This is a genomic window from Streptomyces sp. NPDC031426, from assembly GCF_055581585.1.
The window spans coordinates 20,034-34,999 of sequence record NZ_JBVIJE010000019.1; the positions used below are offsets into that span (position 1 = coordinate 20,034).

Annotated in this window: 12 protein-coding genes; 7 read left to right on the forward strand and 5 right to left on the reverse strand. The window is 72.2% G+C overall.

Translation table 11 applies throughout. The features are described 5' to 3' along the window. Positions 1-249: 249 nt before the first annotated feature. Entirely contained in the window at positions 250-1,206 is a 957-nt protein-coding gene (locus ACZ5NH_RS31375; RefSeq protein WP_468779986.1) for an SCO0930 family lipoprotein, read from the reverse strand. Positions 1,207-1,941: 735 nt separating this feature from the next. On the opposite strand from ACZ5NH_RS31375, the gene ACZ5NH_RS31380 reads away from it, so the two are divergent. Continuing rightward, positions 1,942-2,070 (forward strand): hypothetical protein, encoded by a 129-nt coding sequence (locus tag ACZ5NH_RS31380; RefSeq protein WP_365324601.1) that lies wholly within the window; start codon positions 1,942-1,944, stop codon positions 2,068-2,070. A 32-nt stretch (positions 2,071-2,102) separates the two neighbouring features. After that, on the forward strand, positions 2,103-2,864 hold the full coding sequence (locus tag ACZ5NH_RS31385; protein WP_468779988.1) for a bestrophin-like domain: 762 nt from the start codon (positions 2,103-2,105) through the stop codon (positions 2,862-2,864). Between the two features lie 133 nt (positions 2,865-2,997). On the opposite strand, the gene ACZ5NH_RS31390 is transcribed toward ACZ5NH_RS31385, so the two are convergent. After that, entirely contained in the window at positions 2,998-3,849 is an 852-nt protein-coding gene (locus tag ACZ5NH_RS31390; RefSeq protein ID WP_468779990.1) for a hypothetical protein, read from the reverse strand. A gap of 330 nt (positions 3,850-4,179) precedes the next feature. Here ACZ5NH_RS31390 and ACZ5NH_RS31395 point away from each other — a divergent pair, with 330 nt between their 5' ends. Then, the gene (locus ACZ5NH_RS31395) at positions 4,180-4,872 is read left to right on the forward strand and encodes a class F sortase (RefSeq protein ID WP_468779992.1); all 693 of its coding nucleotides are present in this window, start codon (positions 4,180-4,182) and stop codon (positions 4,870-4,872) included. Positions 4,873-4,910: 38 nt separating this feature from the next. Here ACZ5NH_RS31395 and ACZ5NH_RS31400 read toward each other — a convergent pair whose 3' ends face one another. Beyond that, positions 4,911-5,747 carry a polysaccharide deacetylase family protein gene (locus ACZ5NH_RS31400; RefSeq protein WP_468779995.1) on the reverse strand — a complete coding sequence of 279 codons (837 nt, stop codon included), beginning with the start codon at positions 5,745-5,747 and terminating at the stop codon, positions 4,911-4,913. 215 nt (positions 5,748-5,962) lie between these two features. On the opposite strand from ACZ5NH_RS31400, the gene ACZ5NH_RS31405 reads away from it, so the two are divergent. Continuing rightward, on the forward strand, positions 5,963-7,396 hold the full coding sequence (locus ACZ5NH_RS31405; RefSeq protein WP_468779997.1) for an MFS transporter: 1,434 nt from the start codon (positions 5,963-5,965) through the stop codon (positions 7,394-7,396). Here ACZ5NH_RS31405 and lysX read toward each other — a convergent pair. Beyond that, positions 7,341-10,619, reverse strand: coding sequence for a bifunctional lysylphosphatidylglycerol synthetase/lysine--tRNA ligase LysX (gene lysX, locus ACZ5NH_RS31410; RefSeq protein ID WP_468779999.1), 3,279 nt, complete (start codon positions 10,617-10,619; stop codon positions 7,341-7,343). The genes ACZ5NH_RS31405 and lysX overlap by 56 nt on opposite strands. A gap of 122 nt (positions 10,620-10,741) precedes the next feature. Between lysX and ACZ5NH_RS31415 the strand changes: the two genes are divergently transcribed. Next, entirely contained in the window at positions 10,742-11,221 is a 480-nt protein-coding gene (locus ACZ5NH_RS31415) for a universal stress protein (RefSeq protein WP_468780001.1), read from the forward strand. Here ACZ5NH_RS31415 and ACZ5NH_RS31420 read toward each other — a convergent pair. Next, positions 11,157-12,443, reverse strand: a complete 1,287-nt coding sequence (locus ACZ5NH_RS31420) for an MFS transporter (RefSeq protein WP_468780003.1) — start codon at positions 12,441-12,443, stop codon at positions 11,157-11,159. The two genes, ACZ5NH_RS31415 and ACZ5NH_RS31420, sit on opposite strands and share 65 nt — an antisense overlap. Before the next feature lie 82 nt (positions 12,444-12,525). Between ACZ5NH_RS31420 and ACZ5NH_RS31425 the strand changes: the two genes are divergently transcribed. Together ACZ5NH_RS31425 and ACZ5NH_RS31430 are read left to right on the forward strand one after the other, a co-directional pair. After that, a complete protein-coding gene (locus ACZ5NH_RS31425) occupies positions 12,526-13,473 on the forward strand; it encodes a LysR family transcriptional regulator (RefSeq protein ID WP_468780005.1) in 948 nt (315 codons plus the stop codon). Between the two features lie 50 nt (positions 13,474-13,523). Then, a complete protein-coding gene (locus tag ACZ5NH_RS31430; RefSeq protein ID WP_468780007.1) occupies positions 13,524-14,948 on the forward strand; it encodes an amino acid permease in 1,425 nt (474 codons plus the stop codon). Positions 14,949-14,966: the final 18 nt, after the last annotated feature.

Consider the following 14,966-nt stretch of genomic DNA (forward strand, 5'->3'; position numbering starts at 1 on the left):
TCGAGCTGAGGCTACTGATCGCCCGGCAAAGGAGCGACCCGAACCGGAAATTGACCGTCCGTTCCCCGCCACAGCCTGCGGCAAGTGCCCGGATGGACCCGCTGTGTGACGGCTGTGCCCACTTGGCGGGCCCGTCCCCGCACACGCGGCCTCCACGCACAACGGTCCGCCCCCTCCGTGCGGTGCGGAGGGGGCGGACCTTCGGTGGCGCTCCGGGCCGGGCGGGGCGATCGACCCTGGGGAGGTGATCTAGTTGCCCGGTGCGCCGACCGGCTTGCCGTCGGGCGAGACGGCGTACCAGGTGCCGCCCACGCCCTCACCGTTGGTGTCGCCGGGGGCCTTGTCCCCGGAGAAGGTGTAGATCGGCCAGCAGTTGACCGTCATCTGCTGCACACCGTCGGGGCGGGTGAAGCCCATCAGACCCTTCTTCTTGACACCCTGGGTGTCCTCGGGCTTGACGATGCCGACGGCCGGCCACTTCTGCAGGCAGGCCCCGGTGCAGTTGGAGATGACCTTGGGCCAGGCCTTGTCCTTGAGGAAGCGGTAGACCGTCATGCCGTTCTTGTCGACGATGATGTCGCCGAGCTTGGGGTCCTTGCGGACGGACAGACCGGGCAGGGCGGCCAGGGAGGCCTTCTTGCCGTTCGGGGCCAGCGCGAACCACTTGCCGCCCACGCCCTGGCCGTTGGTGTCTCCGGCCTTGGCGTCCTTGGCGTAGCGGTAGGCGGGCCAGCCACCGATGGTGAGCTGCTTGGTGCCGTCGGCCCGGGTCACCTCGCCGAGCAGCGACTTGTCGACGCCTGCGCCGGCCGTGGCGTCATTGGCGGGCACGGGCGGCCAGGCGGTGGCGCAGTCGCCGTCGCAGTTCGACTTGGGCGGGTTGGCGGTGTCGTTGTCGAACCGGTAGAGGGTGAGGCCGGAGCCGTCGGTCAGCACCTTGCCCAGGTTGGGGTCGGCGGCCACGGTGAGCTTGCCCGCGGGGGCGGCCGGGGCCGGGGAGCTGGAGCTCTGGTTGCCGTCGGCGCCGTAACCGTTTCCGGATCCGGTGCCGGCACCGCTGGTCGGGCTGCCCGCGGGCGCGGTGGCCCCGACGTTCTGGGCGGCCGATGCCGGGCTGGTGCCGTTGTCCTGACCGCACGCCGTCGTCAGCGCCAGCACCGCAGCGGCTGTGGCCACCAATGAGGCGGTCCGCCAGGAGGTCTTCATTTCCAACTCCCCATATTCGCCTGGTTGTTGCAGCGCCCTGCAGCGCTGCCGCACGGCCATGGGTACGCACCGAGGGGGCTGGAGCGTTCAACGGGGCGGGGAAGTTCTTCGGGAAAATCTTTCCGCCTCCTGTGACCTGCGCCGTCCTGCATGCCGGCGCGCGGGGTTCGTACGGGCGCGCATATCGCACCAACTACGCTCTTTCTTCGCGTCAAACCATTGATCGCGCCATGTCCTCCCTTCGGATCAATACAGGCGCCCTACGGCGTACGACCGGTTTTCGCAGCCCATGATCTCCGCGTGCATGGACCCGAAGTGACCCGATGCGCGCCCGCCGCACGGGTGTTGGCCCTGATGGCGCTGACCTGGACCCTGGTGGGCTGCCCGGCCGGCACGGCGTCGGCCGACGCCTGCGCCTACGCCTCCACGGGCCCGGACGGCACGGTGGCGGTGGCCTACGCCGGCGACCACTGGCCGACCCCGCCGCCCTGTCCGACGCCCACCCCGCCCCCGCCCCCGCCCACACCGACGCCCTCGCCCCCACCCCCGCCACCACCGCCGCCCCCACCACCGCCGAAACCGAAGCCGAAGCCGACTCCGCGCCCGGCACCGAAGCCCACGCCGAGGCCGCCGGCCCGCCCCGCCCCGGCTCCGCCGGCACCGCGGCCGACACCGCCGCCCACCCCTCCCCCCACGCCGAAGCCGAAGCCCGCTCCGCGGCCCTCGGTGACGCCGGTGAGCTACCCGGCGTACCACCCGCACCGCACCGCACATGTCGCGCCGGGCCACACCACGCCGGTCACCTACGTCCTGCTCATCACCGTTCCCGCGATCGTCGCCGTCGCGGCGCTGCGTCCGCGCTGACGCGCCGGCCGCTCACCTTCTGGAGGTATCCGTTGCCGGATTGGCTTGTTCTCGTCCTCGCGATGCTGGCGGCCTGTGCTGTGGTGGTGGTCGTCACCGTCGCACGGCACAAGCGTGCCCCCGCGGACGAGGATCCCAGCGAGACCCCGGACGTCATCGAGTACATGACGATGTGGATCGGTGTCGTGTACGCCATCGTCCTGGGCCTGGCCATCGCGGGTGTGTGGGAGGCCCGCAGCTCCGCCCAGGACCATGTGCAGTCCGAGGCCCAGGCGCTGCACGAGATCTCGGAACGGGTCCGGGTCTATCCGCCGGACGTCCGTGACCGGATCCGCATGGATGTCAACACCTATGTCGCCTATGTCGTCCACCACGAGTGGCGGACGATGTCCCACGAAGAGCGCGTCACCGACCGCGGCGGACAGCTGCTGCGGAAGGTCCGCCAGGACGTCACCGACTACAAGCCGAAGAACGACTTCGAGGCGCAGGCCTACCAGCCGCTCCTGGACCAGGTGACCGCGGCCGACCAGGCGCGCAACGCCCGCGCCGACTCCACCGGGGCCACGATGCCGTCGGTGGTGTGGTGGGGCCTGCTCACCGGGGCGCTGGTCACCATCGGCATGGTGTTCGCGCTGCAGATCCGGCGCACCAGACGCGAACTGGTCCTGGCGGGGCTGTTCTCCGCGACCATCGCCTTCATGCTGTTCCTCATCTGGGACTTCGACGCACCGTTCAGCCGGGGCATCGCGGTGACCGCGGAACCGTTCATGAACCTGTTCCCGGGCGTCACCTGACAGTCCCCCGACCAGGGGGCGTCTCCCCGCGAACGACCGCACACCCGTGCCCGGTTCGCGCTTCTGCGCCGGCGCGGATGTGCGGTCGTTCCTGGTGTTGCGGTGCGGACGTGGCAGGCCGGGCGGCGGGTCCTCAGCTCCGCTGCTCGCGCCGGCGGCGCAGACAGAACGCGCCGCCCCCGACGACCGCAAGGGTCACCAGTCCGGCGCCGACGGCCATGTCGGCCGGCGTGGCGCCGGTGGATCTGCTGCCGCCGAAACCGCCCTGGACGCCGCCGAGCACGGTGAAAGCGGCCGGGCGGACCAGGGTCCTGCCGTCGCAGTGGACCGTGACGTCGTACCGGCCGGGAGGGGCGTCGCGGTCGATGTGGATGGTGCCGCGCGAGCTGTCGTCGCTCCGCCGGTCGAGCTGGGTGGTGGTGAAGGCGGGGGAGGACATGGTGCCCTCGCGGCAGCTGTCCACGGTGACGGCGAGCCGGCCGCCGGCCGGGAGCACGCCCGGCCTGGTGACGATGTTCCGCGGGCCGTCGTCGCCACGTCCGCCGAAGTCGTCATTGTTGTCGGCGAGGTCGCCATCCCGACGGGATTCGTCACCACGGCCGGATTCGTCACCACGGCCGGATTCGTCACCACGGCCGAATTCGTCGCCGCGTCCGCCGGAGTCGTCACCCCGGCCACCGTAGTTGTGGTCGTCGCCGCCCCGGTCGCCCTCCCAGTTGTGGTCGTCGCCCCGGCCGCCGCCGTCCCCGCGGCCCGCGTCGCGGCTGTGCTCCCCGTTGTCGTTGAAGTGATCGTTGTCGTTGGAATGCCCGTTGTCGTCGAGCAGCCCGTTGTCGTCGAAGTGCCGGTGGTCGTCGAAGCTGCCGCTGATGCCGCTGTCCGTGCCGCCGCCGTTTCCCGTGCCGTCCGCGACGGCCACAGGGGCGGCGAAGCCGAGCACCGCGACCGCGGCGCACGCGGCCGCCAGGGCGCGTTGGTTTCGCATCTGAATCCTCCGCGGGAGGCGCCCGGGAACCGTCCCCGGTTGATCGGCGAGAAAACACCTCCCGGAAAGACCCTCGGGCGCGCGGAACACGCCCGCATGTCGAGAATGGTCCGTCCTGGTGAGCCGGCATACCGCACGAAAAGCACACAATCGGATATTGCCGCAGGTCACGGCCCGTCAGAAGTCCTCCGGAAATGGCAACTCGGATGGCGCACCGCACAGGCCGTGGGCCACCCGTTCGCCACTCGCCCCGTCGTCCGCCGCCCGCGCCGGATTTAGCGTTTTCCCATGCGCGATGGACGTTGAGGCCGCGTCGAGAGGGGATGGCGAATGTCTGCGTCCGAGCTTTCCGAGCTTGCCGAAGAGGAGGAGCGGCGGAGGAAGCGGGCCCCGTGGGGTGTGATAGCGCTTGTCCTGCTGACCGGTCTGGCGCTCATTCGGAATGGCTCGGGGGAGTTGGACACCGGTCCGCCGCAGCCTGCCGCGGCGGCGGCCCCGGACAGCCGTGTCGGCGTGGCGGACAGCCGTGTCGGCGTGGGCACCCACTCCACGGCCCCGACCCCGCTCGGGTTCTCCGCCGCCGACCGGGTCCGCATCCCCGCGATCCGGGTGAACGCGCCGGTCATGCCGGTCGGTCTGGACGCGGCCGGCTGGGTCGCCGCGCCGCCGCCGGACGACCCGAATCTGGCGGGCTGGTTCACCGGTGCGGTCTCCCCGGGCGAGAAGGGCACCGCCGTCGTCGTGGGGCACGTCGACAACAAGCGGGGCCCCGCCGTGTTCTACGGACTCGGGGCACTGAGGAAGGGCAACCGGATCGAGGTCCTGCGCAAGGACGGAAAGACCGCGGTGTTCGAGACCTATGGCGTCGAGGTCTTCCCCAAGAGCGGCTTTCCGGGCGACCGCGTGTACCGCTCGAAGGGAACGCCGGAACTGCGGGTCATCACCTGCGGCGGCGGCTTCTCCAAGCAGAACGGTTACGACGGGAACGTCGTCGTCTTCGCCCGTCTGGTCGCGGTGAACTGAAGCCACCGCGGCCGGGCGGGCGAAGACCCGGGAAACGGTTACACGCGCCGGAGCGGCACGGTCATGTGATATCCGGAATCCAGGAGATGGGGCAGCCATTCACGGATCGCATGGACGGTCTGGGACCGGTCGCCCCCGGCGTCGTGGGAGAGCACCACCACACCGGGGGCGGCACCGCTCTCCACCCGGTCGACGATGGCGGCGGTGCCCGGCTCCATCCAGTCGGTGGTGTCGACGGTCCAGCCCATCGGCTCCATGCCCATCTCGGCGCCCAGTTGGAACGCGGCCCGGTTCCAGGCGCCGTAAGGCGCGCGGAACCACTGCGGGCGCTCGCCGTAGGCGTCCTCGATGACGTCGCTCGTGCGCTTCATCTCGGAGCGGATCTGCTTGCGGTCGAGGGTCGTCAGCAGCGGATGGGTCCAGGTGTGGTTGCCGACTACATGGCCTTCGTCGGCCATCCGGGCCACCAGTTCCCTGTTGTCGACGACGCACTCGCCGCACAGAAAGAACATGGCCCGCACGCCGTACTTGGCTAGGGTGTCCAGGATGTGCGGCGTGTACTGGGGGTTGGGGCCGTCGTCGAAGGTCAGCATCATGCGCCGGCCGCGGCCGGAGATCTGAAGGATGGGCTCGTTGCGGACCTTCAGCCCGCGCGGCGCGGCACGCGGCGGTCCGTCACCGGTGAGCGGCTGGAGCCGGAAGGCGGAGGGTCTCAGCGCCTGACGGGCCTGCGGTCCGGGGGCGGGGGCGGCGGCCGTCCCGGCGCCGTCCTCGGCGCCGCCGGCCACGATGGCTCCGGCGGTACCGGCGGCTCCCAGCGCCGCGGCGCCCGCCAGGAGCATCCGGCGCCGTGTGGGCAAGTGATCCTTCTGCATGATCCATCAGTCGCCCCCCCGGACTCCGACGCTCCACAGCGACACCGGTGCGCCAGCGGGAATACCCCCGGACGGACCAGTGCCGGGGCCGGCGCGGAACCTGTCATGGGCTTTTGACGGTCATTCAGTCCGGAGACAGCATCCGACAACGGATATGGGGGCGAGTCGAGTTGGCGCACGGGGGAGAGAGCGGGCCGCAGCGCAGGGGGCCGGCGGTGGTGCTGCTGGCGGCGGCCCAGGTGCTGGTCGTCTTCGACACCACCGTCTTCACGGTGGGGCTGCCGTGGATCGCGGTCCGGTCACAGCTGTCCTTCCAGGGGCTGACCTGGCTGCTGAGCGTGTACAGCGTGTGCTTCGCCGCGCTGCCGGTGCTCGCGGGGGCGCTGGGTGAAGCGCTCGGGCGGCGACGCGTGCTGATGGGCGGCCTCGCCCTGTCGAGCCTCGCCGCCGTGGCTGCGGCCGTGACGGAGGACTCCGGGGTGCTGCTCGCCTCGCGGGCGGTGCAGGGCGTCGCGGCGGCGGTGATCACAGCCGGTGCGCTGGCGCTGATCGACTCCACGCATCCGGAGGGTCCCGGCCGGGACCGGGCGCTGAGCGTGCACTTCGCTGTCGTCGCCTGCGCCGGACCGGCGATGCTGCTGCCCACCGCCCTGCTGCTGGACGCCTCGGTGCGGGGCGAGACGGTGTTCTGGGTGCAGGCCGTCGCCGGAGCGGTGCTGCTGGTGCTGACCCCGGTGGTGCTCACCGAGTCCGCGCCCCTGCCCGCGGCGGGGGCCCGGGTGGGCCGTGCGGCGCTGGGCGTCGTCCCGCTGGGTTTCCTTGCGTGGTTCGCCGACTGGCTCGGTGACCACAGCGTGTCCGCGACGACGGTGGTCGTCATCGCGGTGGCGGGCGCGCTGGTGCCGTCCGCGCTGGGCCTGCTCGGCCGGGGCGAGCGGATGCCGGAGCTGTTCGCCCGGCTGCACAGGGAGCGGGCCGCGTTCGGTGGGTACACGGTGGTGGCGCTGCTGGCAGCCGGCCTGGCCGGTGTCCTGTACGCCCTCACGCTCGCCCTGCAGGTGATCGGCGGGCTGTCCGTGATGCAGGTCGGCTGGGCCCTGCTGTCCGCCGTCGCCGGGGTGCTGCTGGGCTGCCTGGCCCTGCCCCGGCTGGCCGCGCGCATCGGGCTCGGTGCGGCGGTGGCCGGGGCCTGCGCGGTGGCGGCCGTCGGATTCGTCCTGCTGAGCCGGGAGGACGCCTTCCGCTTCGCCGATGTGCTGCTGCCGCTGCTGCTGGTCGCCTTCGGCTGCGCGGTGCTGGCCCTGCCCGCCGGTTTCGCCCGCTCCGGGAGCGGTGCGCTGCCCCAGGGCCTGAACTCCTCCCGGCAACTGGGCGCCGGCCTGGGCGTGTCACTGTTCGCCGGGGTCGTCTCCGTTGCGATGCGCGCACCGGCGTCCGCCCCCTACGGGAGCCACTTCGACTACCGGGCCTTCGTGGCCGGCGCGGTCCGGGACTGCTTCGAGCTGGGCGTGGCGCTGTGTGCGACCGGCGCCGTGATCGCGCTGCTGACCCTGCCCCGGCACCGCTTCCCGGACCCCGCCGGGGACCCGGCGCTCAGCGGCGGCGCACCAGCGGGAACGGCAGGCTCTCCCGGATCGTCAGGCCGGTGAGGAACATCACGAGCCGGTCGACGCCGAGGCCGAGGCCTCCGGTCGGAGGCATCGCGTACTCGAGGGCCTCCAGGAAGTCCTCGTCGAGTTCCATGGCCTCCGGATCGCCGCCGGCGGCCAGCAGCGACTGCTGGGTGAGCCGCCGGCGCTGCTCGACGGGGTCGGTCAACTCCGAGTAGGCGGTGCCGAGTTCGGTGCCGAAGGCGACGAGGTCCCAGCGCTCGGCGAGCCGCGGGTCGGCGCGGTGCTGCCGGGTCAGCGGGGAGACGTCCGTCGGGAAGTCCTTGTAGAAGGTGGGGAGTTCGGTGTACTGCTCGACCAGCCGCTCGTAGATCTCCAGCACGATGTCCCCGGGCCCGTCGTCGGCGGTGTACGGCACTCCGGCCCGGTCGCACAGCCGGTGCAGCCGCAGCAGCTCGGTGCCGGGCCCGATCTCCTCGCCCAGCGCCTCGGAGATCGCGCCGTACACCGTCCTGACCGGCCATCGCCCGGAGATGTCGTACTCCTGCCCGTCCTTGCGGGCCACCGGGGAGCCGAAGGCGGCGGTCGCGGCGCCCTGGATCAGCTCGCGGGTGAGGTCCAGCATGACGCCGTAGTCGGCGTACGCCTGGTAGGCCTCCAGCATCGTGAACTCGGGGTTGTGCTTGTAGGAGACGCCCTCGTTGCGGAAGGTGCGGCCCAGTTCGAAGACCTTCTCCAGGCCGCCCACGCACAGCCGTTTCAGATACAGCTCGGGGGCGATGCGCAGATACAGGTCGAGGTCGTAGGCGTTGATGTGGGTGGTGAAGGGGCGGGCGTTGGCGCCGCCGTGGATCTGCTGCAGCATCGGGGTCTCGACCTCGACGAAGCCGCGGTCCAGCAGGCCCTGGCGCAGAGCCTGTACGGCGGCGGAGCGGGCCCGGATCACGGCGCGGGCGGCGGGGCTGGTGGCGAGGTCGAGATAGCGGCGGCGGACTTTCGCCTCGGGGTCGGTGAGGCCGCGGCGTTTGTCGGGCAGCGGGCGCAGGCACTTGCCGGTGAGCTGCCAGGAGGTGACGAAGACGGTGGGTTCGCCCTTGTCGCTGAGGCCGGTGCGGCCAGTGGCGGTGATGTGGTCGCCGATGTCGGTGGCGGCGGTGAAGCGGTCGAGGGCGGCGCCGGAGCCGCTGCGGGTGAGGGCGATCTGGTGGTCGCCGGACCAGTCGCGCAGCACGGCGAAGACGATGCCGCCGAAGTCGCGGACCAGCATGAGCCGTCCGGCCACCGTGACGTCCTCGCCGGGGGGCACGTCGGCGAGGGCGTGGGTGCGGACGGGGACGCCGACCGGGTAGGGGTCGGTGCCGTCGGCGCGCAGCCGGTCGAGTTTGCGGTGCCGTACGCGGACCTGATCGGGCAGGCCCGCCCCCGGAGCCGCGGGTCCGGCCCGCTCCCCTCCGCCGAGGCCGAGCGCCGTCAGGGGCGGCAGCCCGTGGGTGGTGGCGGGCCGCTGCCCGGCCTTCAGGTGCCCCTTTCCCCAGAGCTTGCGCAGAGACGGTACGGAGACGAAGCCCTCGGCGATGCCGGAGGCGAGGCCGATGCGGGCGAGGGAGGCGGTGTCGCCATAGCAGATGAAGCGCGGGTACCACTCCGGGTGGTACTTGGCGTTGGAGCGGTACAGGGCCTCCAGTTGCCACCAGCGGGAGAAGAACAGCAGCAGTCGGCGCCAGAGCCTGAGGATGGGTCCGGCGCCGATGCGGGCCCCCTCCTCGAAGACCGACCGGAAGACCGCGAAGTTCAGCGAGATCCTGCGGATGCCCAGCTTGAGGGCGGTGGCGCACAGTTCGGCCACCATGAACTCCATGACCCCGTTGGGCGCGGCGCGGTCCCGGCGCATCAGGTCCAGGGAGACGCCGTCCCGGCCCCAGGGCACGAAGGACAGCAGGGCGAGGAGCCGGCCGTCCTCGCCGAGGGCCTCCACCAGCAGGCAGTCGCCGTCGGCGGGGTCGCCGAGCCGGTCCAGGGCCATGGAGAAGCCGCGCTCGGTCTCGGTGTCGCGCCAGGCGTCGGCCTTGTCGACGATCTCCTCCATCTCGTGTTCGGTGAGGGTGGCGTGCCGGCGGATGCGGCAGGTGGCGCCGGTGCGGCGGACGCGGTGCACGGCCTGCCGGGTCACCCGCATGTCCCGGCCGCCCAGGTCGAAGGAGGCCACGTGCACGATCGCCTCGTCGCCGAGTTGGAGGGCGCCCAGTCCGGCCCGGGCGTAGGCGCGGGCGCCGTCCTCGGAGGCGCCCATCACGGCGGGCGCCCAGGCGTAGCGGCGGGCCACGTCCAGCCAGGCGGCGATGGCGTGCGGCCAGGCCTCGGGGTCGCCGACGGGGTCGCCGCTGGCGAGGCAGACGCCGGCCTCGACGCGGTAGGTGACGGCGGCCTTGCCGCTGGGCGAGAAGACGACGGCCTTGTCGCGGCGGGTGGCGAAGTAGCCGAGGGAGTCCCGTTCGCCGTAGACGGCCAGGAGGGCGCGGATGCGGGCCTCCTCGTCGCCGTGCAGGGCGGCTTCCAGGCGCTGGGAACGGAACAGCGTGGCGGCGGCGTTGAGCAGGGCGAGGGCGCCGAGCAGGCCGAGCACGAAGGTGACCTTGCGGGGCGGGCGGCCGGAGAAGGATCGGCCCGAGACCAGTCCGCCGCACACCCGGTCGGCCGCCCAGGCCAAGTGCTCGTTCGCCGGGAGCGTGCCCGGGAACAGCATGACGAGCGCCCAGCCCAGCAGAATGGCCACCACGAGACCGCCCAGCAGCACGGCGAGCGCCCGCCGGACGGCGCCGTGGCGGGAGGCGGCGTAGAACTCCCCGCGGGCCGCCACGAGCAGGAGCAGGAGCAGGCCACACAGCACCAGGGACGGCAGCGACTCGGCGTACATGCCGAGGCCCACGCCGAGCGCGTCGGTGAGGACCACCAGGCCGAGATAGACGACGACCAGCCACCAGGCGACCTTCTTGCGCGCGGCGGTGGCGGCGGCCAGCAGGAACAGGAAGACGGCGTAGGCCAGGTTGGCGCTGATGGGCAGGAGCAGCAGGTCGAGGACGTGCACGACCGGCTGGAGCAGGTCGCGCAGCGGTTCGATGAGCGCGAGCAGGGCGCACAGCAGGCCGAGCGCGGCGAAGAGCGTCGCGAAGGCCTCGGGCACCCAGCCGAGGCGCCCGCCGGCGGGCGGGGGTATCGGGGCCGTGGGGTCCCTCCGTGCGGCGGGCTCCGCGCTGGCGGTCATGGTTCCGACTGTAGGAAGGGGTCGCGCGGCTCGCCCGTCGAGGCGCCGGCCCGCTGCGCTGCACCGCAGGTCGCACGGCCCCGCACCGGCGCGGGAAACCGCGCTTCCGATAGCCTCGAGCCGTGGCGGAACAGCATGCGCACTCACCCTCGGACTCACACCGGTTCGAGCGCGGTACGGACGGGCCGAAGGTCATCATGGTCGGGGTCGACGGCTCCGACTCCTCGCTGCGTGCCGCGGCGTACGCGGGCGGGCTCGCCCGGCGGCAGCACGCGCTGCTTGCCGTGGTGTACGTACAGCCGGTGCTGGCCGCCGGGGCGGCGCTCGGGGCGCCGGTGGCGGAGACGACCGACGAGATCGCCGAGGACCTGGTCAGCTACATCCGGGAGGCGACCGAGCGGGTCAAGGGGATATTCGATGTGCGCTGGGAGTTCCACACCTTCCGCGGCGACCCCTACGGCGGGCTGGTGAAGGCGGCCGACGAGCTCAAGGCGGACGCGGTGGTCGTGGGCGCCTCGGAGCAGGCCGGCCACCGGATCATCGGTTCGGTGGCGATCCGGCTGGTGAAGGCGGGGCGCTGGCCGGTGACGGTCGTGCCGTAGCCTCCCGGGGTTCCCGCAGCAGCAGCGTCGGGGTCGCGAGCAGCAGGACGCCGGCGAGGGCGATGGCGGTGCGCGGGCCGGTGAGGCTCGCCAGCAGGCCCCACAGGGCGGTCAGGGCGGCCGTGGTGGCCTTGCCGGTGATCGACCAGGCGGACAGGGTGCGGGCGACCCGGTCGTTCGGGGTGCACTCCAGGCGGCGGGTGGCGTACACGGGGTTGTAGACGCCCGAGCTGGTGATCACCCCGAACTCCACGGCCATCACCAGCAGCAGCCCGGGCAGCCCGGGCTGGACGAAGGCCAGTCCGAGCGGCCAGACGGCGCGCAGGGTGCCCGCGGTGCGCAGTACCCGCCGCTGTCCGTAGCGGGCGACCAGGGGTCGGGCCAGCCGGGAGCCGAGGAGGCCGCCGAGGCAGGGCACGGCGAAGGAGAGGCCGTACTGCCAGGGGGCGAAGCCGAGCCGGCCGAGCATGAGGACGGCCAGTGGCGGCACGGCGACCATGATCAGGGCGTTGCCCGCGAGGTTGTTGAAGAAGAGGGGCCGCAGGGCCGGGCTGGTGAGGATGTGCCGCCAGCCGTCGAGCAGGTCGGCCGGCCGCAGGCGTTCGGCTCCGGTGCGCCCAGGGCGCGGCTCGCCGCCGCCGACGGCCCGGATGCCCAGGGCCGAGAGCAGAAAGCTGACCGCATTCGCCAGCACGGTCGTCACGGGACCGAACAGCCCGATCGCGGCGCCGCCGAGGGGCGGTCCGAGGACCAGGGCGGTCCAGTTCGTGGACTCGAACCGGGCATTCGCGCTGAGCAGTCCGTCGGCCGGTACGAGCGTCTTGAGAAAGGCGCCGGATGCCGCGTTGAAGGTGATGTCGGCCGCCGCGACGAGCATGGAGACGAGCAGCAGCTGGCCGAGGCCGAGGCCGCCGAGGGCGTAGGCGAGGGGGATGGTGAGCAGCGCGGCGCACCGGATCAGGTCCATCGTCATCATCACCGGCCGCTTGCGCCGGAACTCCACCCACGGCCCGAGCGGCACCGCCAGCACGGCACCCACCGCGGGCCCGGTCGCGGCGAGCAGCGCCACCTCGGCCGGCCCGGCGTGCAGGGCGATCACAGCGATCACCGAGAACGCGTCGAAGGCGAGATAGGTGCCGAGTGCGCTCACCGAGTACGCGGCCCACAGCCATCCGAACTGCCGACCCAGCTTCACGCACAACCTCCCGTTGACCCCGGACATGAAAACCAGCAGGCCGGGCCGGAAGCAAACAACCAGCAGGACAACAGCCACAACCATCGGTTGTACGCGTACGCTGTGCCGCGTGGATCTCAAGGCCGTACGCACCTTCGTCACCGTGGTGGACACCGGGCAGTTCCAGGAGGCGTCGGCTCTCCTCGGCATCACCCAGCAGGCCGTCTCCAAGCGCATCGCGGCGCTGGAGAAGGAGCTCGGTGTACGGCTGTTCGCCCGGGCCGCGCGCGGGGCGCGGCCGACCATCGACGGGCAGGCGTTCCTGCCGCACGCCCAGGAGCTGCTGCTGGCCGAGGAGCGGGCCCTGGCCTCGGTGCGGCCGGGAGGGCGGGCGCTGCGCGTCGACGTGCTCGGGGCCCGGCTGTCCCCCGCGGCCCTGCTGCGGGAGTTCCATGAGGCCCAGCCCGACACGGCCCTCGACATGGTGACGCTCTTCGACGCGAGCACGGCCGTCGCCGCCGTACGCGCGGGCGGCATCGACGCGACCATCCGCGCGGTCACCACGCGGCTTCCCGAGGGGCTGCGGTCCGTCCGGGTGCTGGACGAGCCGGTGCAGCTGCTCACCGGGGCGCGGCACCCGCTCGCCGGGGCCCGGTCGGTGACGCCGGCGCAGCTGGCCGGGCACCGGATCTGGATGCCGGGCCTCGTGGACGGCACCGAGTGGGCCGCGTACTACACGACCCTCGCCGCCGAGTTCGGGCTGACCATCGACTCGGTCGTCCCCGACTCCGGCGGGGAGCCGCTGCTCGATGCGGTCGCCGGCTCCGACTCGCTCGCCACCTTCGTCGGCGAGCTGACCCGGTTCTCCCGGCCCGCCGGGCACGACCTGCGGCGCATCCCGCTCGTCGACCCGACGCCGGTGTACCCGCACTCCCTGGTCTGGGCCGCGGCCAACGCACACCCGGGGCTCGCCGCGCTGCGCGACCATCTCACCGCCCGCCTCCCGGCCCGGCCCGCGGCCCGCACCTGGACGCCCGCCTGGGCCGTGCGTGGCGTCTTCCCTGTGCGGGGCACCTGAGCCATCATGATCCGCCGTCAGCCGTTGCCGTCGGCGAAGAGGTGAGACGCATGGCCGGGCTCCGCGCGGGTGAGGGGATTCTCCGCCGCAAACCCATCGAACACATCGAGGAGACCGAGGTCGGCGAGGGCACCCGGCTGGACCGCTCCCTCGGCCTGTGGCAGCTCACCGCGATCGGGGTGGGCGGCATCATCGGCGCGGGCATCTTCACGCTCGCGGGCACGGTGGCCAACGGCACGGCGGGTCCGGCGGTGGTGGTGTCGTTCCTCGTCGCCGGTGTGGCGAGCGCCTGTGCGGCGCTGTCGTACGCCGAGTTCGCCGGACTGATCCCGAAGGCGGGATCGGCGTACACCTACGGCTATGCGGTGCTCGGCGAGTTCGCGGGCTGGTTCATCGGCTGGGACCTGCTGCTGGAGTACACCGCGATCGTGGCGGTGGTGGCGATCGGCATCTCGGGCTACTTCGGATTTCTCGTCGAGGCGATGGGCGCGAAGCTGCCGCACTGGATGCTGGGGGCGCCGGGCACCGGGGCCGGGCACCGGGTGGACCTGTTCGCGGCGCTCCTGTGCCTGCTGATCGCCTGGCTGCTCAACCTGGGCATGCGCAGCGCGGCCCGCTTCGAGACGTTCGTCGTCGTTTTGAAGGTGCTGGTGGTGCTGCTGGTGATCGGGGTGGGCATGTTCCACACCGACTCGGCGAACTACCACCCGTTCTTCCCGTTCGGCATCGGCGGTGCCTTCACCGGCGCGGCGACCGTCTTCTTCGCGGTGTTCGGCTACGACGCCATGTCGACGGCCGCCGAGGAGTCCAGGGACGCCCAGCGGCACATGCCGAAGGCGATCATCTACTCACTGGTGATCTCGATGGTGCTGTACGTGGCGGCCTGCCTGGTGCTGACGGGGATGCAGGACTACAAGCACATCGACCCGGAGAGCGGGTTCTCCAGCGCGTTCAAGTCGGTGGGCCTGGACGCGCTGGCGGACGTGATCGCGGTGGGCGCGATCATCGGCATCCTCACCGTGATGTTCACGTTCATGCTGGGCGTGACCCGGGTCTGGTTCTCCATGTCCCGGGACGGTCTGCTGCCCCCATGGTTCGCCAGGACGCACCCGACGCGGCATGTGCCGACCCGGGTGACCTGGATCGTCGGGGTGGCCTCGGCCGCCATCGCCGGGTTCGTGCCGATCGGCTCGGCCGCCGAGCTGACCAACATCGGCATCCTGCTGGCCTTCGTGGTGGTGTGCGCGGCGGTGATCGTGCTGCGCTACCGGCGCCCGGAGCTGCCGCGCACCTTCCGTACGCCGTGGATGCCGGTCGTGCCCGCGCTGGGTTGCGTGTTCTCGATCTGGCTGATCACGTTCCTGCACTGGCAGACCTGGGTGCGGTTCGCGGCGTGGTTCGTGATCGGGTGCGTGATCTACTTCGGCTACTCCTACCGGCGCTCGGTGCTGGCCGAGGCGCGGCCCGCCGAATGAACCCCCTGCGGGGTGGCC